This window comes from Ereboglobus sp. PH5-5 (genome assembly GCF_029504805.1).
Classification (GTDB): domain Bacteria; phylum Verrucomicrobiota; class Verrucomicrobiia; order Opitutales; family Opitutaceae; genus Ereboglobus.
In genome coordinates this window covers 127,865-150,597 of record NZ_JAQFIT010000012.1, presented here as the reverse complement: position 1 = coordinate 150,597, position 22,733 = coordinate 127,865, and the positions used below count along the sequence as shown (strand labels likewise).

The window sequence follows — 22,733 nt, the reverse complement described above, 5'->3', positions numbered from 1 at the left end:
AGGTCGAGCAGGCCGTCGCCGGTGAGCGGGTTGACGAGCGTGGTCGTGGTGGCCGTGTTGGCGGTGCGCACTTCGAGGATGGCGCCGGCGGCGATCTGGGCCGCGGAGATTACCCCGTCGTTTTCGAGCTGGTATTGCTCCCAATCGACGATGAGTTTGCCGCCATCGACCCAGGTCATTTGCTGCTTCATGTTCGCGCCAGGGTTTTTGTCGATTGTCCAGGTGCCCGCGCCCTGCTTGACGAGCGTGCCGGTGAAGGTCGTGTTGCCGGTCACCGCGTCCGAGTAGAGTTGCTCCGTGCCCGCGTCGCCGTTGAGCGTGAGCAGTGAGGATGCGCCGAGGATGCGCAGGTTGCCCGCGAGTGTGCTGCTGTTCCACAGGTTCACTTCGTTCGCCGCGTCGGCGGTGAGGCTAATCGCATAGTAGGGGCCGATGATTACGCCGCCGGTGGTGTTCGTGACCGTGACTGCGGCATCCGTCCCGAACACGCCGATGCTATCCGCTCTCACGCTGACAATTGTGCCGGAATTGACGAGGGTTCCGCCGGCAGCAAGCGTGACGCCGTCGCCACCTTGGATAAGGCCGGTGGACTCATTGGTGATCGTGGCGGGGGCTTTGGCAATGATGCTGGCGCTGCTCGCGCTAATGATCGTGCCGCTGTTGGCAACCGTGCCTCCGCCTCGCAACTCAATCGCTATGTTTGTCGCGCTGATGAGCGCGCCGGCGGCATTTTCCACCATCCCCAGGCCTTGGGTTGAGTAAATGCCGGAGGCACCCCTGAGCGTGCCGGTGTTTTGCACGGTGCCACCGGAAGTGAGCTCCACGGCGTCGATGGCGCCTTCGATCAGTCCGCTGTTGACGACCATGCCTGCGCTCATGCTGATCCGCACGCCGTCGTCGGTGATGCCGATGATCGTGCCGGCGTTGGTCACCGTGCCGCCGGCAGTCAGGTTCACGCCGACCTGGCCGCCTTCGATCAGGGCATCGGTGTTGTTGATGATGACTGTCCCTAAAGCCTTGGAATAAATGCCCGTGCTGGCCTCGCCGATGATCGTGCCGGTATTCGTCACCGTGCCGCCGGAGGGCAAATACACGCCGAATTGGCCGCCACCGACATAACCGCCGATGTTTTCAAGCTCGAGGAGGTCTTTCGAGTATATGCCCGCGCTGCCCGTGCCGATGATCGTGCCGGTATTGGTGACCGTGCCCGAGCCCGCGATGTGCACGCCGGTGAGTCCGCCCTTGATGGCGCCGCCGGTGTTTTCCACCACGGCACTGGTGCCGGAATAAATGCCGCGGCTGTTTGCGGCGGTGCCGGTGATCGCGCCGGCATTGCGCACCTTGCCGCCGCCGCCCAGCCACACGCCGTTCAGTCCGCCCTGGATTTGGCCGCCGGTGTTTTCCACCACGGTAACGACGCTGTCGGAGTAAACACCGGAGTCGCTCTCGCCGAGGATCATGCCGGAATTCGTAACAGTGCCACCGGCGACAAGACGCACGCCCGTCCAGTCGCCCTGGATTTGGCCGCCGGTGTTTTCCACCACAACGATGCCGCCTTGGGAGAAGATGCCGTAGCCTGCGGTGCCGAGGATCGTGCCGCTGTTCGTGACGGTGCCACCGGCGCCAAGACGCACGCCGTCCCAACCGCCTTGGATTTGGCCACCGGTGTTTTTCACCACGGTAACGCCGCTTTGGGCGAAAATGCCGGAGTCGTCCCTGCCGATGATCGTGCCGGTGTTGGTGATTGTGCTTGAGCCCTCCACGAACACGCCGGAAAACCCGCCGCGCACATAGCCGCCGATGTTTTCAACCACGGCATCGGCGGCGGAATAAATGCCGGATCTGTCCGTGCCGGTGATAATGCCGGTGTTGCGCACCCTGCCGCCGCCGCCCAACCACACGCCGTTCATGCCAGCCTGGATTTGGCCGCCGGTGTTTTCCACCACGGTGACGCCGCTGTCGGAGTAAACACCGGAGTCGCCCTCGCCAAGGAGCGTGCCACTGTTTGCGACCGTGCCGCCTTGCGTGAAATACACGGCCTTATTGCCGCCTTTGATCAGGGCACCCGGAGTGTTGGTGATCGTGGCGATAGCATCGGCGGCTTGAATGCCAGTGTTGGCACCGATGATCGTGCCGCTGTTCGCGACCGAACCGCCTTGAGTGAGATACACGGCTATATTGCCGCCGGTGATCACGCCGCCGGTGTTTCCAACAACAGTCGTTTCGTCGGCCTGAACGCCGGTGCTGCCACCGATGATCGTGCCGCTGTTGGCCACCGAGCCGCCCCGCAAAAGATGCACGGCTATATTGTCGCCGCCGATGTCGCCGCCGGGTTTATTTTCCACATAGGCGCCGGCACCGCCGATGCTCACGGCAACCTCTCCCGCCTTGATTTCCCCGGTGTTGATGACGGTGCCGCTATTCAGCCAGACGCTGATATTGTTGCCCGAAATCCGTCCGCCCGCGGCGTTGGTGACGAGAGTCGAGATGTCGCTGCCATCCGCATGGATGCCGTATGCGCCACCCTCGACCCGGCCGTTGGCGAGGTTGTTGACCACGGCCTTGTCCTGGGCAATATAGATGCCGGCGCCGGCACTGGAGGAATCCCCGCGAATGGTGCCGGTGTTGCGGATGATGCTGTCCGTCAGTCCCATGGACCCGTCGAGGTTCACACCCATTTGGGCGCCTTCGACAAGGCCGGAGTTGGTGATGTCCGCCTTGCCGCGAATTCTGGCGCCCTCGTTGGTCACGCCGATGATTGTGCCGGAGTTGGTCATCGTGAGATCGCTTTCTGTCAGAAACCCGGTGTCCATGCCTCTGATGAGACCGCCGGGATTGTTGGCGAGCACGGTGTCGCTGGGGTATCTTGCGTTATGGATGCCATAGTCAGTCGTTCCAATGATCGTGCCGGAGTTGGTGATTGTTGAGTCCCCGTCCAGGCTGACGCCGGCAAAGCTGCCTTGCATAAGCCCCCCGGCGTCGTTGGTGATGGTGACCGAGCCAGCGGCATCCACCCCGGAATGGCCGCCAAGAATCGTGCCGGCATTGGTCGCCGTGCCGCCCGCGCCGAGGCTGGCTCCGGAACTCGCGCCCTCGATCACGGCATGCTGCTTGTTGTCTATGGTGACAGGGACGCTGTGGGCAAACACGCCGTAGCCGCCATCCGGGTCCGTGCCGGTGATCGTTCCGCTGTTGGTGACTGTGCCGCCGCCCTCAAGCCAGACGCCGGCAAGGCCGCCGCTGACCGTGCCGGAGTTGGTCACGTTGGCGGCGCCCTCAACATACACGCCATGGTCGGCTCCCAGAATGAGGCTGGTTGCCGCGTTGTTTTCAATCACCGCGTCGCCAACGGAATAAATACCACTGCCAACCGTGCCGACTATCGAGCCGGAGTTGGTTATCGTGCCGCCCTTTTCGAAATGAACGCCGATGGAGCCGGTGACATGGCCGCCCGCGTTGTTCGTGATGAGCGTGGCGTTGCTGCCGGAAAAGAGCCCATAATTGCTACCGATTATCGTTCCGGAGTTGGCCACTGTGCCTCCGGCCTCAAGCGTGAGGCCATTACGGTAGCTCTGGATCAAACCGCCGGTGGTGTTGGTCACCAGCGTGGCGTTGTTGTAAGAATAGACGCCATGGCGGCTGCTTAAAATCGTGCCGGAGTTTTCGACCGTGCCCCCGGCATGCAGGGCGACGCCGTAGACGCCGTAAATGTAACCGCCCGTGTTGTTTTTGATGAGCGTGGCGGCGTCGTTGGACGCAACGCCATAATTGGTGCTTTGAATCGAACCGGCGTTCACAATCGTGCCCCCGGCATGCAGCCGGACACCGGTGCTGAGACCCTGAATCAGCGCGCCAGCGTTGTTGGTCACAAGCGTGGCGTTGTTGGAAGAGGAAATTCCAAGATTGTTGCCGCTGAAGATCGTGCCGGAATTCTCAATCGCGCCTCCAGCATTCAGGCTGACGCCAATATCTCCGGTGATGTAGCCGCCCGCGTTGTTCGTGATGAGCGTGGCATTGTGGTTGGAAAAAACTCCATCCGCGCCATTGCTGCGAATCGAGCCGGAGTTGGTTATCGTGCCGCCAGCCGTAAAATAAACACCGGTCGTGCTGCTCCGAACAAGGGCACCCGTCTCGATCTGGAGCTCAACGCTGACGTTGCTCATCACCCCGGTCCCGGTGACCGTGTTGTTGGCGGCAAGGATATACGTGCCGGGAGCGGTGATCAAAAAACCCGACGATTTATCGGGAATATATGTCTGCGCCGGCAACTGCCCGGCAAGGACTGCGAAGACCGCGGACAAAAAAAGCGCGAAAAGGCCGCGCGTGCGATTGCAAACCGATTGATCCAACTCGGCGAGGTTTGTGGTGTTCATGGAATGTGGGTGGGTGGGTCAGAATTCGGACAGGTATCAAGAGCAATTGCGCAAGACGTGCAAAACGGGCGTCAACGTGCCGCGCATTTTCGTGAAGCAGAAAGTCCGCGCGCAATTATCTATATTCAATTAAAACGTAAAAATAGTGTGCACAAGAAGCGAAATTTGAACGAGGTCGCCTGGAGAAAACACGGATGCGCACGAGACTCGCGCCCGGTGAGCGCGCCCTTCCGTTAAGTATCCAAAACTGGCTTTTGAATACTATTGCGATCTGCGCGAGGAGGCGAGGCGGACAAGCGCCAGCGCGAGGAGGCGAGGCGGACAAGCGCCAGCATGAGGAGCACCGAAAGATAATACAAGCCAGGCGCGCCGCCGCCGCCGGAAACATCGTCGCCGCCCAAATCAGACTCGCCGGTGCCGTAACCCCAGCCCCAGCCGTTGTCGCCGCCGACGCCGATCACGGCCTCGTTGCTCGTGACGGAACCCTTGATATTGGAAACAGTCACGGTGTAGCGCCCGGCGTGCGATTCCTGCGCGCTGTCGATCACATACGACAAATCCGTGGCTCCGGCGATGGCTTTGCCGCCTTTTTTCCACTGGTAAAAAGCCTGGTCGGCAGTGGCCACGACAGTCAGCGTGATCGTGGAATCGACCGCGTAATGACCCGATCTCGGATGGGTCGATATAAAAGGGGCGGTGGCCGGCGCGCTTCTGTAAGACGCCATTTCAGGGGCTTCCTCGCGAAGGAAGCGCGCGTTGTCGGCGGCCCGCGGATCGCCCTCGGGAAGCCCCGTGGGAACGCCCAAATAGGTGACCGAGGGATTGCTGAAAAAAGCGATGCGCCGGGAGCCGGGATACAACGATGTGCCCGCGTAGGACATGATCGTGCCAAAAGAGCCCGAGCCGGACACCGTGAAGATATGCCCGTAATTGTAATAACCGTCATCATCCGTGCCGCCGGCGGCGGCCTCATCCCTGTCGTGATAACACCCGAAGTTGTGGCCCAGTTCGTGCGCGAGGGTGGTATAGCCCACACTCGGGCCGAAATGCACGGCGGCATAGTGGCCGGGGCACTGGGCGATTCCCGCGGCCGTGTCGTCATCGACGCCAAAGAACACACAAACTTGGTCGGCGCTGTGATACTGGGCCTTCTGATGAACAAAAGAGCCCACCGCGCCCTGCTGGCTCGATATGGCCGAGAGCGAGCCCTCCGCATCAAGATCCTCGCCATCGTCATAAGCGGGGAGTTGGTAGATGCCGGCAAAGCGCCAGCGAAAATTGTTCACAAGGCTGTTTCCAAGCGCGAGATTGCTGCTTTCAAGATAACCCACAACCCACGACTTGACATAATCCGAGCTTCCGCCCGCGGTGTCCAATGCAGTCTGGTCGTAAAAAAAGAGGACATCCACGGTGTAGGACGACGACGCGGCCAAAACCTCCGGCGCGCCGGCCTGCGACTGAAGGGCTGGCGGAGCCTCCATTGCGACCGGCGACGCTCCCGTCCCGCACGCAGCGCGACTGGGCGCGGCGACAAGGCGCCGGGCATGCATGCCTGTGATGTAATAAACGACATTGTCACCGGTTTCCGGATCGGTTGTTGCGGTGAACCAAGTGTCCCGCGTCGCCACGGTAACGAGAAAGGCGGACGCGTCATCGGCATCGGAACGACCATTCCAGATTGTGCGGTCGTGCTCCGCCCGGACCGAAGTCATGGCAAAATCAACCGTGCGTCCGCTTGGGAGCGCAATGGTCAACAGCTCGGGAGTGTATTCCGTCCAGTTGGCAACACTGCCTTCAAGACCGGGAAGAATTTCGCGCACATTGACGACATCGGCGTCCCGCAATGTTTTTTGGGGACGGCGGGTTGATTGCGCGCCGCCATCGCCCGCATTGGAGGCGACGGCCGGCGCGGCTTGCGCAAGAGCCGGCGCTGTTTCCGGTGTCCGGTCAGCGAATGAAGTCGCGCTGGTCGCCGCGGGCAATGCGCGAGGCGCCGCATCGACCCGCGCCCCGGCCATCGCGGGCGAATGCCGCGTCTTCGCGCCTGTCTGCCAAAGCAGATAGGCGCCGCATGACAAGGCCAGCGTCAGCGCGACGCCGGCGACCAATCGTTGTCTATTTTTACCACTCACGGGCGGAGATGCGAATCAATCAATACACGTAGGTCGACTCTTCCTTGACCACGGGGCGCGGGAGCAGGCCGCTGCCGAACTCGAAGCGAAGGCCGCCGATGCCGGGCTCGTCCGCCTTCACGATGATCTTGAAGGAAACCGAGCCGCGCGCCTTCAGGCTTATGTTTTTAATTGTGATGGTGCGGCCTGAAACCTCGGCGCGCATGTTCTTCGTGACCTCGACCACGCTCATGTTGGGCGCGAGCGTGAACACGGCGTCACTGGTGAGTTCGCGCATGGGGCTCTGGTTGGTGATCTTGATGCTGTAGGTGATGCGGGCGCCGGTCTTGACGGGGTCAACGTCGTCCATGATTTCGGTGAGCACGCCGGGCGCGCCCTCCCACTCGGTGGTCGCGGAGGCGTGCGCGGTGCGGCCGGTGGCGAGTTTCGCACTGGCGACCGCGGTCAATGTGGCGGGGCGGTTGGCGGAGATTTGGACTTCGCGAATCGTGCTCTCGCCGGGGGCGAGGCGGTCGATGGTCCAGGAGACATGGTTGCCGCTGACGGCGCCGCCGTAGGAGGAGCCGATGTAGCGCGAGCCCTCGGGGATTTCGTCGGTGAGCTGGATGTTTTCAAGGACGGTGTCGCCCTCGTTGGTAAGCTTGATGGTATAGCCGCCCGCCGAGAAAACGAAGGCGCGCTCGGGGCCTGTCTTGGTGATGGCGACCTTGGACTCGACGATGGAAACATGCGCGACGGCGTTGGCCTGCACGAGGTGCGTCGAGTAGGCGTTGGCGCGGTTGTCCCATTCGCCCTTGATGCCGGCCTTAACAGGAACGTCGATAATGCGGGTTTCGCCGGCGGCGAGGAGGCCGACCCTGTGCGTCACGACATTGCTGCTGCGATCGGGGCCGTAGAGGCCGGCGGGCAGCGTGTCGCTGACGATGACGTCGCGCGCGGGCGCGTTGCCGACGTTGGAAACGGTGAGGCGGAAGTTGATGTCGTCGCCGAGCTCGGCCTGCGTGGGACCGGTCTTGGTGAGCTCGAGTTTCGGCGTGCCCGCGAAGATGGGCAGTCCGAGCGTGGGCACGACGGCGACCTTTGTGTTGGTCACGAACCAGCCGCCCTGTGTCGGGCGCACGGTGATGACGATGTCCTGCGAAGAGCCGCGGGCCATGTTCGGCCATGTCCACATGTAGGAGCCGCCCTTGGTTTCGGCGGGCGCGGGCTCGGCGCTGACGTATTCGAGGCCGGCGGGAAGATTTTCAAGGACGCGAATTTGCTCAATGTCGCCGAGCGCCTCGACACGGATGCGATAGCGCGCCATCTCGCCCACGACGCTCGTGGACTCGACGAGGATTTTGTCCACCGTATAGAGATCGGAGCCGAAGCGCGACGGCGCGGTCTCGGGCTCGGGCGGCCGCGGATACGGAGTTTGCGCAACATCGGCATGCATCGGCGCAACGAGCGCAAAAAGAACCGCGAGGAGCGGAAAAATGGAGCGAAGTTTTGTAGTCATTGTGGTTTTTTCCATGAAAAGGATGAGGAGCCGGAGCGCGACACAAATTGTCGATTATCGACGGCGTTTGTTTTGAATGCGCCACGCATACCATTGGGCGACCCATAGGTTATAAAAGAACATGCCGAGCCAAAATACGATTGCCGCGATGGAGGCAACCGTCACCTCCCTGCGGCATGCCACGATAAAACCCACCATGAACAGCGATATGAGGGCGAGGACGAACGTGGCCCGCACCTCCCGCCAGTAGAGGCTCTTCCAGCGGTTATACGGTGTGTTCATGCCAAAGGGCGCGCGCGTGCGGTTGCCCTGCTGGCTGATTGGGTGGGTTTTTTTGAAGTGGGACCATTGCAGCCAGACGGCGGCGACGGCGATCAAAAGACCGATGATCGCGACAACGGCGTCGATGACCCAGGGTTCCACCGGCAAGGCGGGAGCGGACTGTGCAGCCAATATGAGCATGATATCCCCAATACAAAGCGGCGTTATTCCCGCTGGCCATCAATTAAATGGCCGCTGCTTCGGGTGGCTGGAACATCGTCGAGAAGGTTTTTGCCGCCGTCCACAATGTTTCTGCGCGTGCCGGCGTAGGGATCCACGCCTTGCGCAAGGAAGACTTCGACATAGGTGACCTTGTCACGCACCGTCAGGGTGCGTTCCACCCAGCGCTTGCCGGACTCCGCGTCAACGCCCGTGGTTTCCGTCGCGCTGAGCACGGAGCTGCCCGCGGGTTGCGCCCAGTGGTCGATCGTGTAACCATCCTCAAGAACCACGCGAATCGTGCAGACCTGCCCCATCGTGACGACGCCGCCAAGACTGATGCTTCCGCCGATGGATATGACGTTGGTCTTATCCTCGCCCTGAAGGTCGTCATCGAGATTCAGCATTCTGATCTTCGTCTCGAGCATCGGGTTGATCGGCTGGATCAGGCCCCTGATGTCGAGGTTGGACTCGACGTAGATGCTGTAATTCGGCAGCACCGTGGGCTGGATTGCCGAGGCGGACACATTGGTCCATCCCTCGAAGGCGTAATTTCCAATGTCCTTCAGCGAATAGCTGGCCAGCACTCGAGCCCTGTGGCCGTAGAACTTCGTTATCAAGCCGGGCATGTCGCCGTATGCGATGGGCGTGCCGTCAAGGATCAGTTTGTCCTCGCCGGACGAATGGCAGGCGGAGGCGGTGTCGAACGTCATGGTCACCTGCCATGTGCGCACGGTTTCGAAGTTGGCGACAACGTGGCTGTTTTCCGTGAGCGTGATTGTGGTGTCCGCGGACGAGCCCGAAAGGTCGCCGGTCCATTCAATGAAGCTCTTGCCGCTCTCCGGCTTTGCGATGACGCGCACGGTCGTGCCGGCCGGGTAGGAGCCGCCCGCGGGCACGAACTCGACCGAGCCTCCGTCGGTGGGAAGCGCCGACCATGTCAATTTCACATTGTCACGGCCAACATAGAAATGGATATGCCTGTCCTGATCGGCGGGAACCACCATGGTGTAGGTGTTGGTAACCGGGTCGTCGACGTAGGTGCCGCCGGCGCCAACGTCCGGACCACCCCAACCGATCGCCTGATAGCCTGCGGCGGGCCTGGCCGTCAATGTTACGTCACCGAATTCATCGGGTGCGGACACGTCAGTGGACGCCGCCGCGCTGTTGAGCACGTAAGTGCCGTCCACATCCTCATACACGGCAATGGTGATACTGCCCGCTTGCGAGATGGGGCGGAAAATCGCGTATGCCGTTTGATCGGTGGTAATGGTGATGGTCGCGCTGCCCGATGTCGCGGTTGGGCTGCCCGCGGGCACGTCGATGGAGCCGTTGCCATCCGTGTCCCATCCCGAGAAATAGTAGCCTGGGTTGGCCGTGGCGCTGACGCTCGCCGTGGCGCTGTAGGCATAGGAGCCGCCGCCGCTCACCGAGCCGCCCGCGGAGGGCAATGCCAGAACTTGGAGCGCGTAGTTGCGCGGCGTGAACTTCGCGGCCACTGTCTTGTCCGCGTTCATGAGGACGCCTGTCGAGGGCACGGCGGGATTGTTAATGGTCACCGCGGAGGCGGGTTCCCATCCGGCGAACGCATAGCCCGGGGCCGCGGTCGCCGTCAGTTGCGCGGTGTCGCCGTCGTTTATTTGCTTTGTGTAGGAAACCGGGTTCGCAGTTCCCACGCCCGCGGAGTCCACGGGGTTGCCGTTAATTGTTACGGTGCCGCCTGTGGAAGGCGTGGTGCTCACCGTGAGATTGCGATAAACCGCGAGTTTGAAGCGAGCGATGACCGCCTGGTCGGATTTCAACTCGATGTAGGTGGAGGGCGCGTCCGCGTCCGCGACCGCGCCGGCCCAGCCGAGGAATGTGGCTCCGGTTTCCGGTGTCGCCTGGACAAACACAATGGTGCCGTAATCAAACTCCGTCTTGGTCGGCGACCCGCCCACGGGGCGTCCGGTCAGCGGCGAGGTGATGGTCGCGGTGCCCTGCGATCCGTCGGCGGGATCCGAGGTCAGGTTGATCACGCAAACCTTTGTGAAGATGGCACTGATGGTCTGATCGGCGGTGACAGTGTAGCTGTAGGTCTCCGGCATGGAGCCGGTGGCGTTTTGCTGCACGACGCGGCTCGCGGTGGTGTCCGCGCCCCAGCCCCAGCCCACAAAGCGGTAGGTTGAATAGACCTGGCTCATGTTCGCCGTGATCACGGTGCCGTAGTAATATTGGTTTGTGCCCACATCGGCGCCCGGCGAGTGGCCGAGCAGTCCGCCAAGACCGGCCATGCCCATGCCCCGCTCCCAGCGCTCGATGTTCACCGTGTAGAGGCGGCGCTCGAAGCGCGGCGTCAGTTCGATGTCGCCGAGGTTGGCAAGCGCGTCGGTGATATTAAAGGTGATCGTCGCGGTGCTGGCGGTGTCCGTCGTGTTCACGGTTTTGCTTGCCGCGATGGTGTCATCGAAGCCCGCGCCCCAATCAACAAACTTGAAGCCTGTGGACGCGACCGCCGTGATCGTCACGGACTGCGGGGTTGTCCGCACGTCGTAACGGTAAACACCCTCGCCGGGCGTGACGTTGCCGGGCGTCGCCGGGGGAGCCGAGTTGGCGGGAGTCACGTCAACCGGGGCGTTGACCTTTACCAACACCTGGCGCACGTAGTTCGCAGTGATTTCAGTGGTGCGGTCGAACTCAAACGGCAGCGTGGTGCCGGAACCGAGCGTGGTGTAGCCTTCCTTCCACGAATCGAAGCGGTAGCGTTCGCCCGGGTTGTCCTTGGGCGAGGTTTCCAGCGTCACGTCGGTGGAATACAGGCGCGACATTGTCGAGGTGACAATGAAGTCGTGGTCGGGATTGCCGAGCTGGTGGGCGACCAGCGAGGCGGCACCCGCCGCCGGTATGGGCGTGACGGTGAGTGTGTAAGTCTTGGCCTGGAAGAACGGCGTTGCCGTCACGTCCTGGGTCACCGGGAAGCTGATGCGCTCGGGCGCGGGGTTCGTGCCGGGGTTCGGCGAAACGGATCCTGATATGTCGGGACTGAAAGTCCAGTGGTCGAGATAATAATGCTCCGATTCGGGTGTCGCAGTGAGAGTCGCCGTCGCGTTCTCGACGAACGTGTAGGTCTTGGAGCCGTCGGGATTCTCCACGACCGCCACATACGGGCTGTAACCCGACACGGTGACCGTGCCATGCTCCGCCTTGGGGACGGTGAGTGTGCGTGCGTTGGCAAAGTTGGCCGTGACCTCGTAGTCCCTTGTCAGGACATAGGTAATCGAACGCGACTCCATGCCCGCGGCGTCGCCGCTCCACCCAGTGAATATCTTTCCTGTCGTGGTATCGTTGGCGGTGAGTGTCACCGAAGTGTTGGGGGCATAAACCTGGGTGTCGGGATCAGGCGATGTGGGATGCGGGTCAGCCGTGCCGGCGGGTGAGCGGGCAATTGTGCCGCCGCCCACAGGATCGACGTGCGCGGTGAGTTTATACACATTGCGCTCGAACAGCGCGATCACGGTCTGGTTACCGCCCAACATTGTGTAGGGGAACACATCGGGGTTTGTGCCGAGGTTTGCAACCCCGGTGCTGTCCGTCCAGCGAACGAAACGGTAATATGGCGCAGCCGTCGTGGCGAGCTGCACACCGGCGTCAAATCTGGCGGAAACCGTGGGTGTGGTGAGGAAGTTGTTCGTCACCACGGGTGCGTCGGGGAACGCGCCAACGCCGGTGAGCGATGTGGCGACGGGTGCGCCGTCATAGGGCGCCGCCTGGCCGCCCGTGGCGCGAGCCTGAACCGTGAGGCTGTAGGCCTTGGGAGAGAAGTTCGCCGTTGCCGTGATCACCTTGGGCGAGGCCTCCATGGTGAAGCTGTTGGTGGCGTTGCCCGGCACCACGCCTGCGGGCGTGGACGGGGAGAATGTCCAGGAGTCAAACTGGTGGTGCCCCGACGCGGGCGTGGCGGTGATTGTGGCCTGCGTGCCGACCTTGAAGACATAAATCGTCTCGCCGCCGTCGGTTTCGGTGCGGCGCTGACCCGACACCGTAATCGTGCCGTAAGCCGGGTTCGGATTCGCGACCTTGAGACGCACGATATTGACGAACTCGGCGCCGACGGAACGGTCCTGATTCATCGGAAGGGTGATTGTCGCGCCGCTGATGGAGGCCGACAGGGTATCGCCGGTCCACTTCTCGAAATCGGTGTCGGCCGAGCTTGCAGCCGCCACAAGCGTGACGTTCGATCCCGCGGAATGAGTCGTCGTGGCGGGGTTCGCGCGCGGGTTGCCGTCGTTGCTAATCACGCCGGCGCCCGAGGGATCAACCGACGTGGTGAGCAGGTATTCACTGCGGACGAATTCGGCGTGGATGGTTTGGTTGCCCCTGACGGTGAAGGTGTGGAGCAGTTCGGTGCCATGAACTGTCGAGTGGCTGGTGTCCGTCCATTTGTTGAACCCGTAATGGTCGGCGGCGGTTGTGGAAAGCGTGACGCTCGCGCCGTAGGGCAGCGTCCATGTGCTGTTGGCTCCCTTGGGCAGGAAGTTGTGAGTCCCCGGCGAAACCGCGGAGCAGGTGCCGTCGAGCGATGTCGCGATCGGAGTGAGGGAATTGGCCGAGTAAGGCTCCACGGTGATCGTGTAGTTTTTCGGCTTGAAGACCGCCTCCACCGAGAGTTCGCCGGTGACGGTGAGCGTGAGCGTGGAGCCGGTTGGATACGGTCCGGGCTGCGGCACGCCGTCGATGGTGACAATCCAGTGATCCACCTCAAAATGGGTGCAGGTGGCAGAGAAGGTGACGCTTGTGTTCTCGCGGTATTTGCCGGTGGCGTCCATGCCGCCCGCGCTCGACGTCATGGGTCCGCCCGATATCGGGGCGGGCGACGCGGTGATGGTGGCGTTTTCTGTTATGGAAGCAGGCGCCTTGATGGTGACATCAAAGAGTTTCGCGTAGTTGGCCGTCGCCGTGGTGTCGCCGTAGAGGGTGAGCGTGGTGGTCGGCGTGGTTTCGGTGCGCGGGCCGTTTCCGTCCACGATTGTCCAGCCCACAAAATCATACCCGGAGTCGGTGCCGGACTGGATGGTGACCACGGAGCCGTCGGTCAACCGCTCTCCCGCCAGCTCGGTGTAGGTGCGCGGAGCGCCGCCTTCGTATACGTTGGGCGTGACAATCGTATAGGGCAGCGTCGAGGGATCGACCGCCATCGTGAGCGAGACGAGGCGCTCGAAGTGCGCGGTCACGGTCTTGGTTCCGTCAACTTGAACGGAAGTGGAGGCGTGCGCCTTGAACTCGGGCAATGCGAGGGAATCGGGTGTGACCGTCCAGTATTTGAACGCATAACCAGCGTCGGGAATGGCCAGTATCGCCGGGTTGGTGCCGTAGTCGCGTTTTTCGGTGATGCTGGTGGTGCCGCTCACGGGCATGCCGTCGAGTTTCACAAGGCCGTGCGTGTCGCTGTCCGATATGCTGGGCGCCACGTTCACCGTCAGGTCAAATTGCTCCTTGGCGAAGACGGCGGTGACCTTGGTCGGATAATCAAGTGTCACGGTGATCGAAAGCGGCGCGCTGTCGCCGGGTGTCGCGGGATTCTCGACCGTGCTATCATAGACGAGCCCTCCGTCGGCGGTGGCTTTTTCGATGATCCACTTGACGAGCACATGGTGCTCTTGCGGCGTGGCCGTGATGGTGTAGGTGGTGTTGTAATCGTAGGTCTTGGTCTCCGAGAGATTGCCCTTGTCCAGCGCGATGCCGCCGGTGGGCATGGGCGCGTTCATCACGACCTTGTCCTCGGTATCCGGCTTGACTGCGTTCATGCTCAGCGTGAGGTCGAACTGGCGTATGTAAACAGGCGTGACCGTGCGATCTACCGTCATTTTCTTGGGCCATGCCGAGGGCCAGGTCTTAAAGGTGAAATTGGTGTCGGAGAAGTCGGCGCTGCCGTCATCATTGATATCCCAACCGAGGAAGCGGTAGCCGGAAGGCGTGCCAGCGGCGTGGAGCACCGGGGCGCTGCCTCCCTTGACGCGCTGCCAATGCGCGACGTAGGCGGGGTTCTTGTCCGCGCCAGTCCGTTCGCGCGCCTTGAAAACATCAGAGGGATATTCGGTGTCGTCGTAGCTCAGCCAGCTGAACATGCCGGAACCTGTGATCGTGGTGGCGGACCAACCGGCGGGTTGCTGGAGCACGGGGGCCTTGAGCCCGATGTTATACCAGAGGAGGTCAACATAGACGGTGACCGTTTGCGGTTTGCCGATGATGCCGGGCGCGCTTTTAAACGTCATTACGCCCGCGCCGGGGGCTGTATCATTAACAACCGTGCCATCGGGTTGCTCATCAGTCCAGTAGCTCAGGACAAAGGGGCCGTCGGGGAATCTGGCGTCCGCAGTAAATGTCTCGATGTGACCGCCCGGGAAAATGCCGTCCTTGATTTCGACTTGGCGGTTCACCAAGAGGAGCGGATACCCAAAATACATCGTGTTGCCGCGAATATTGCCCATCCAATCGTCGAGCAGGCTGACGTTCTTGAAATTGTCCTTATACTTTTCGTCGACCTCGGCGCTGCCGTCCATGAGCTTCCACTTAAGTCGCAGGCGGTAGGCCTCGCCCTTGGTGTAAACAGCGGTCAGGCGCACCTCGGCTCTTGTGATAGGATAGTTGAGTTCCGTGTCGTTTGAGTAGGGTGCCCTGACCCACGAAATGACTTCGTTTGTCTCGCCGTAGCCGGGCTCCCAGCAGAGAAATCCGTGGCCTTCCTCGGCGTCCTTGGCTTTGCCAGTGGGCGAGGTGTCCGCCCAGATTTTGACCACGGAGTAGGGATCATTGATGCCAACGTCGGCAACACATGCTTGATAGCCGTCCACGTAGGTGTAGGTCTGGGAAACCGCACCGGGAACTTTGACGTGTCCAATGTCAACCTTGTCATCCGGCCTCACGAACAGAATCATGCGGTGCAAGCCGTAAGGAAGGAAATAAGCCGTAACCTGAGTGACGGCATCGGTCAGCGGCTCGGAATAAACAACCTCGGCTTGTTCCGAGTAGCGATTGGCCGGATTGGACGAATAACCACGGCCCTTAAACCACGCGACAAAACCATAATCGGCTGATTCGCTGGTGGCCTTGAGTGTCGGCGTCGTGCCATAAAACACCTCGTAAACGCGGGGCTCGGGACCACTCGCGAGCTTGCAGTTGAGCGCCTCGCCACGAACGCCGGCGACTCCCGCGGGAATCGTGTAAACTTCGAGGCTGACGCGAACTTTTTCGAAGATGGCGGTGTAAACCTTGGGCGCGTCCATCAGCACGGTCATGTTCGGCGAGGTCAACCCGACGTCGGGCACATCGCTGGTCTCGCTTGCGGTCCAGCCCTTGAAGACATAACCGGGCGCGGCGGGAATCGCGCGGATGTTGGCGTTTTCTCCGATAACCATGGTGCGCACGGAATAATCCATCGCATTCGGATCGGACATGTAGATGCCCGCCACATTGCCCGCACCATTGGCGAGCGTTTTGCGAGTGCCGTGGGCGACGGCAAAGGTCTTGGGAGCGTCCGTGGAAGTCGTGTTTTCGTATTTCACACGCACCTCGAGCTTGTGGCCGGAGACATAGTTGGCCGTCACGGTCTTGGTGGCCGCGTCGAGCACGAGGCTTGTGCTTTCGACGCTCGGATTCGCCGGGCCGGCGCCGTTGCTCACCGTCCAGCCTGTGAAGGCGTAAGTGTCTATATTCGCGGGATAGGGCTCGGCATTGATGTAAACGGTCTCCCCTTTGTAGAGGATACCGTCGTCCGAGGTCGTGTGGCTGCCGACCGAGGGAACCGTCGTGCCGAGACCGAGGGGATTGATCGCCATCGTGAGCGTGACCCTGGTCTTGTAAATCGCGGTGAGCGTTTTCGAGGTGCTCACAGGTTCGGTGCGAACCGGATTGGTGCTGCTGGTGTCTTCCCACCGAATGAAGTCGTAACCCGAAACAATCGCGGCGGAGAGACCAGCGGTGTCGCCAATGTAATACTGTTTGCTTTGCCCGCCGGAGAGAACACTGGCCGAGCCCTCGCCGGGAACGGTGGAACCGCCCGCCGCAACGGTAAGAGGACACGCCGGATTGGTCGAATCATCCAGCTTGATGTTGATCGTGATGTTGATGAGCGCTTCACCGGTCGCGGTGAAGTTGGCGGTGATGGTTTGCGGGCCGGTGACCGTGTAGGCGACGATGGGGTTCGCGGTCGTGTTGTTCACAGCCGGATCGGGGGAGGTCCATTTGCTGAAGTTCCAATACAGGGAAGGCGTGGCGACGATGTTGGTGATGATTTCGCCGTGATATGCCGTGTAGGAGGCTGCTTTGTTGATCGTGCCGCCGCCGGACGGGGCGCGCTCGAAGGTGATGGTGTATTCCTTGGCGTAAACGGCCTTGATGGTCGTGCTCGCGGCGATCTGGAACGAATGGCTGACGGAGGTGCTGTCAATGCTGCCGTCGTTGCCGATATCCCAGCCGAGGAAACGGTAGCCGGCGGATGCGTTGGCGGAGAGGGTGACTGTCGAGCCGTTCACATAGGTGTAAACATTGCCGGAAACGTTTTCGTAATTGGTGGAAACGATAGGCGAGCCGCCCGTGCCACTAGGCCGCGTCTCGGTGAGCAGTGTGACCGTGTGGAGCGAAGAGTAACGCGCGGTGATGCTCTTCGCGAGGGCGTTCATCGTGAAGCTGCCCGGGTTGGTCGCGTCGGTGAGCGAGCCGGACCAGCCGAGGAACTTGTAGCCGCTGGCGGTGGAGGCGGTCACATTGACGGTGTCGTTGAAGGAGTAGGCCTTGGTTTGCGTGCTGTAGAGCGTGGTGCCATCCGCGGTGATCGAGAGGTCGGTGAAGGTGCCGGGCTTGGGCGAGCCTCCGTCAACTTCGACATACGCGGTGAGACCCGCGCCGCCCGCGGAGAAGTTCGCCGTGGCGGTGGTGTTGCCACCGATCGTGATCTTGGTGGACGCGGCACCCGCGTTGGCAAAAGTGCTGCCGGGCGAGCTGGTCCAATTCGCAAAATTGTATCCGCTATTGGCGGTGGCGACAATCGACACTTCCTCGCCGTGGTAACGCGTGGAGGGATTGGTGGAGCTTGGGCTGGTCGCCACGGAGCCGGTTCCGGCGGGGCTGGCGGCGAGTGTGAGCTGGTATTCCAGTGCGTAGATCGCCTTCACGCCGAGCGCGCTGGTGACGGTGATATTGTAGGTTTCCTCGGTCGAGGTGATGTCGGCGATTCCGTCGTTGTTTGTGTCAATTTCCCAGCCGACAAACTTGAAGCCGGCCGCCTTGTTGGCCTCAAGCGTGGCGGTGTTGTTGTGCGCATAGGTGTAAACATTGCCCGAGACGCTTTCGTATTCGAGCGCGACGGGCGTGCCTCCGGCGCCACTCGGCCTCACCTCCTTGGTGAGGGTGACGTTGTGCAGGGCCCTATAGGAGGCGGTGACGGTTTGCGGGCCGAGAATTTCAATGGTGCCGGCGGGATTTGAACCCCCGGGGGAGACGGGCTTGTCGGCGCTCTGCCATTCGATGAAGTTGTAGCCGGCGGGCGTGGCCGCGGTTATGTTGGCAAAAGTGCCGTAGTTGTAGTCCTTGCTCTGGCCGTGCGTGAGCGTGGTTCCGTCCGCGTTTACAGAGAGGCCGGATGGCAGAGGATTGGGGGTGACGCCGTTGACGAGAATGCGGACGTTGAGCGCGTTGGACGCGACCTTGAAGTTGGCGACGATGGAGTGGTCGCCGTTCATGGTGATCGAGTTCACCGACGATGTCGCGCCGCCGGCAAAAACGGCGCCCGTGGTGGTGGTCCACTTGTCGAAGGCCTTGCCCGCGGAGGCATCCGCGTTCAGGTTGACGTTGCTGTTGTAGTCGTAGGTGTGCTCGTAAACCCCGGCTGAGGGGCTGGTCGTTCCGGCGTCCACGGGCGCGACCGAAATCGTGAGTGTTTGGAGACGGATGTAAACGGCCTTGATTGTGACGTCGGCGGAAATGCTCGAAACGGTATAGGTGGACGCGGTGTTGTCGGCAACACCATCGTTGTTGGTATCCCAGCCGGCAAAACGGTATTTGGTTGTTCCGGCGGAGACTGCGGATTGGGCGACAAGTGTCACATTTTCGCCGCGGCCAACCGCGAACACGGTGGGATTCGAGCCAAGGGCAAGCGTTTTGCCAGTGGTGGCATTGGTGACGGAGATGAGGGCTCCGGCATCCAGCGCGCCTTCGCCGCCTGTCGGGTTTGTGAGCAGGCCGACGGAAAGGTAGTGCCTGGTCTTGTATTGGGCGGTGATGGTCTTGTCGGAAGTAAGCGTGGCGGTGGCGGTGGTCGCGTCGGTTGCGCCACCGTCGACATTGCTCCATCCTGAAAACACATAGTCCGTGGCCGAGGGGGTGGCCGCGTTCAGGGAGGCGGGCACGTTGTAGGTCACGGCTTGGGTGCCGCCCGTCGTCATGGGCGTCGAATTGACCTGGACTTGAATCGCCGTCGTGTTGGCACCGTCAAGTTTGACGGTGGCGCCAAGCGTGCGCTGGTCGGTGTAAACGGCGGAGATGCCCGCGCTCGAGTTGGGTAGGGTGTAAGAAGCGTTCGGCAAGGTGGAGATCACAGGGCCGCTCCAAATGTTCATCCCGTTTTCAGCCCATGCGTTGACCCAGCGAACAAACTCCCATTGCACGCCGCTGACGGTGTCCGTGATATATTGCGGCGCTGTCAGTTGGACGGTGGAGCCCTTGGCAATCGCGCCTTCATTGATTGTGTCCGGGGCAACGCCGTATGGGGTCAGATAAGTATAAACCCTGCCGCTGAGGGTAATGTTGCCAATCACACGAATGGCGTCGGTTTGCGAGGTGTTCGGATTGAACACCGTTGCGCTATCAGTTTCCCTGACTGCGGCAACATGCACGCGGTTGCCTGATGAGAGATTGGCGGTGATCGCGCGCGCGCCGTCCATTGTCACCGTGATGGGATTGGTTGTCAGCGCGGTGCCCGTGACTCCCGACGTGTCACCCGTCCAATTGACGAAGCCGTTGTCCCCGCCAGGGAGCACGGTGATTGTCACCACGGTGCCCGCGGTATAAACGGCGGTCCATTTGTTGGTGCTTTCCCAAACAAGGGTGCCCGCGGACACGGAATATCCATTGCCGCCCTCCGCAATCGAGCAGTCCAGTGTGAGTGTGTAGCGCGCCACGAAAACCGCCGTGAGCGTTCTGTCCGTGCTCATGCTGAGGGAGCCGGGATCGGCGCTGCCTGTCAGGGCGCCCTCCCAATGGTCAAACACCCAGGTCACCCCGCCGCCCGTGGCGCCAACGGGTTTGAGCGTGAGCGTGGACCCGATGGTTTGCGTGGTGGAGCCGGTGAGGTCGGCATTGGTTGCGTTATTCTTGACCTTCGCCCCGGCGGTCGCCGCGGCGGCGGGAGAGATATTGACGGAGAGATTGGTATGTGTGCGCTGGAACGTGGCCGTGACGGTTTTGGCCGAGGTCATTTTGACCGTGGTCGTGCCGCTGCTCATACTCGCAACATTATCCCCGGTCCATTGGTGAAATTTATAATTGGCCTCGGGAACGGCCTTGATGGTGACATTGGTGTCCTCCTGGTAATTGCCGGAGCCGTTTGCAACGACGTTCACAGTGGAGGTGACGCTGGTGAACGGATTGGTGAATGTGCCGGACGCCGTGGCGCCGCCACCGGTGGATTTGTTGAGCGTGAGCGTGTATGTGCTTGGGATCTTCTGGAACTTCGCCGTCACCTTGGTTGCCTTCGACGGCATTGTCACCGTGGCGGTGACCACGCCCGTTGACGCGCCTGCCGCCGCCAGCGCCGCTTTGTCCGCCGAGGACAACTTACTTTCGGAGGCAACCTCCCATTTCACAAAAGCGTATCCCGGCGCGGGCGTCGCCTTGAGTGTCACGGTTGTGCCATATTGCATGGCCCGGGAGTTCCATCCGCCTGAAATCGCCGTTATGGTGCTGCCATCCTCGCCCGTGCCGGTGGCTTCCATTTTATTGCCGCCCGCCCATCCCCCGCCGACAAGCTCGGCTTCCGCGGTGAAGTTATAGGCCTTTGGCTTGAATTTAGCCCTGACCGTGGTGGCCTCGGTCACAACCACGCTTGTGCTTTTGACCGACGAACTGTTCACGGGGCCAACCCATCCCGAAAAATCATATTTATTGGAATCAATCGGGGACGCCTTCAATGAAACGGTCTTGCCCGAGGTCACGTTTATCATGGCGCTGCCGCCCGAGCCCACATTGGTCGGGCTCACATGGGGAGGAGCGTTAGGCTTGGCCTCGACGGTTCCGCCCACGTCCGACATCACAATGAGCGTGGTCGCCTGGGGGTCGGCCACTTTAAAATTGGCCGTGATTTTCCAGGGACCCGCGCCACTTCCCAGCGTGACCGCGGTGCTGGTGCTGCCTGGGCTGGCAATCGTCACCGTTCCCGCGGTGACCGTCCATCCGTCGAAAACAAAACCCGCGTTCGGGGTCGCGGTGACATTCACCGTGGCGCCGGAAATATAGTAGCCGCCGCCCGTCGTCTCGCCGCCGATGTTTGCCGGGCTGTCCAGCACATCGAGCAGATAGGTGGCCTGCGCAAACACAGGGGTGAGCTTCACATCCCTGCTTATATACACGCTGGCCTCCGCCGAGGATGCGGAGGGGCTGAGGGGCTCGTCCGACGGCACTGTCGTCCATCGAATAAAACTGTATCCCGCCGAAGGCGTGGCTTTCACCGTCACCAGTGTGCTTGCGGGAATATTCGACATGTCCGACGGCACGGGGGCTTGCACGGCCGCGGTTCCGCCCTCGACGGGGGAGTCCACTGTCAGCGAATAGGAGGCCGGCTCAAACACCAGCTTTACCGTGTAACTCTTGTCCATCGTCAGGTTCACGCTGCCCGTCTGGTTGTGAACCGTCGGCGCTCCCGCGCACTCCCAATGATAGGTGTATCCCGCCTGGGCCACTGCCGAAAGGGTTACAACTTCCCCGCTGTTGATGCTATGCGATCCCGACGACGGGGCGATGGTTCCCGCCTCCGCGTATTGTCCGTTCTGGACGGTTATGGTCAGTGTGTGTTGTTCCGCCCTGGCTGCAACTGGCAGGAGACCCAGGCATATCAGGCATGCCAGCAGGGTTTGTTTGATGAGAGATCGTGTGTGCATGTTGGTCACAAAGGTTTTGGTAATCTCGACAAGCGTCACCTTATCGGTTCAAAAATCGCCACGGCCACGGCTGTCTTGCCCGCAGCGGGAGTGATTGTGGTTTGGGTTTTTGTTCGATCCGCCACGGGGCCGTCCCAACGGACAAAGGCGAAACCGGGCATGGCCACGGCTCGGATGGGAACGGGTTCCCCGACGGGCATCGCGCCGAATTTTCCTTCGACACGCCCGGCACCTTTCGGCTGGGTTTTGCCGCGCACCATGGACTGGTTGCGGATAAAGTGGGCGCTCACGGTCGCGTTTTCCGTTACAAACACGGTGGTTTCCGCGCGCCCCTTGGAGGCGACGGGACCGCGCCATCCATTGAACAAATAGTTTTCCCGAGGCTCGGCCTTGATCGTAATCGCCTCGCCCTTTTTGTATTTTCCCCCGCCGGACACACTGCCACCCGTGGAAGGAACCGCGGTGACTGCGATGGTGAATATTTCCTCGGCTGGTTTGAAATGCGCCGTTAAACTCACGGTTCCATGGAGCGGCTTGTCCAAGGTGGTGCTCGCCGAGGACGCGTCGGCCACGGGTCCTTCCCATCGATCGAACATATAACCGGGGGCGGGCTCCGCGTTGACTTGCGCCAGCAATCCTCCGGGACGGAAACCCGTGCCCTCGACCGTCCCCGCATTGGCGGGAATCACCTTGGCGTCTATCAAGTGGCGCTTGAGTTCAAAGACGGCGACAACTTGCTGCGACTCGGCGCCGATGTAGGTTTTTGTCACGGGCGATGTGCGATCCACGACACTGCCCAGCCAACGCGAAAACGCATATCCCTCCGCGGGCACCGCCTGCACGTCCACCACGGTGCCCGGCGCATATTTTCCCGCTCCCGACACACGTCCTCCCTCGACAGGTTGCACGGCAATTGTCAACTCGGTCGGTGTTTGTTTCCTGGACCTTGATGTGTTTGCCGCCTCAACCACGGAATCTAGGCACAGTGCGCCACAGAGGACGCACGCGAATACCCATATCAGTGTCTTATTGCAGTTCATTTGTTTTACGAAAACATCGCAGCATTCTCCGCGCATTGTCAATACGCACTTTTGGCGTATTTTTCCACAGAGAGCGAGCCCGA

Annotated in this window: 6 protein-coding genes; all 6 read right to left on the bottom strand. The window is 61.3% G+C overall.

Annotated elements, in window-relative coordinates:
* Positions 1-4,373: hypothetical protein (locus M2103_RS09485; RefSeq protein WP_277510216.1), on the bottom strand; the 4,373-nt coding region annotated here is incomplete at its 3' end.
* 233 nt (positions 4,374-4,606) lie between these two features.
* A complete protein-coding gene (locus M2103_RS09480; protein WP_277510215.1) occupies positions 4,607-6,505 on the bottom strand; it encodes a M12 family metallo-peptidase in 1,899 nt (632 codons plus the stop codon).
* Positions 6,506-6,524: 19 nt separating this feature from the next.
* Positions 6,525-8,003 (bottom strand): DUF11 domain-containing protein, encoded by a 1,479-nt coding sequence (locus tag M2103_RS09475; protein WP_277510214.1) that lies wholly within the window; start codon positions 8,001-8,003, stop codon positions 6,525-6,527.
* Positions 8,004-8,057: 54 nt separating this feature from the next.
* Entirely contained in the window at positions 8,058-8,426 is a 369-nt protein-coding gene (locus tag M2103_RS09470) for a hypothetical protein (protein ID WP_277510217.1), read from the bottom strand.
* A gap of 62 nt (positions 8,427-8,488) precedes the next feature.
* The gene (locus M2103_RS09465) at positions 8,489-21,610 is read right to left on the bottom strand and encodes an InlB B-repeat-containing protein (protein ID WP_277510213.1); all 13,122 of its coding nucleotides are present in this window, start codon (positions 21,608-21,610) and stop codon (positions 8,489-8,491) included.
* Between the two features lie 35 nt (positions 21,611-21,645).
* Positions 21,646-22,518 carry a hypothetical protein gene (locus tag M2103_RS09460; protein ID WP_277510212.1) on the bottom strand — a complete coding sequence of 291 codons (873 nt, stop codon included), beginning with the start codon at positions 22,516-22,518 and terminating at the stop codon, positions 21,646-21,648.
* Positions 22,519-22,733 lie beyond the last annotated feature (215 nt).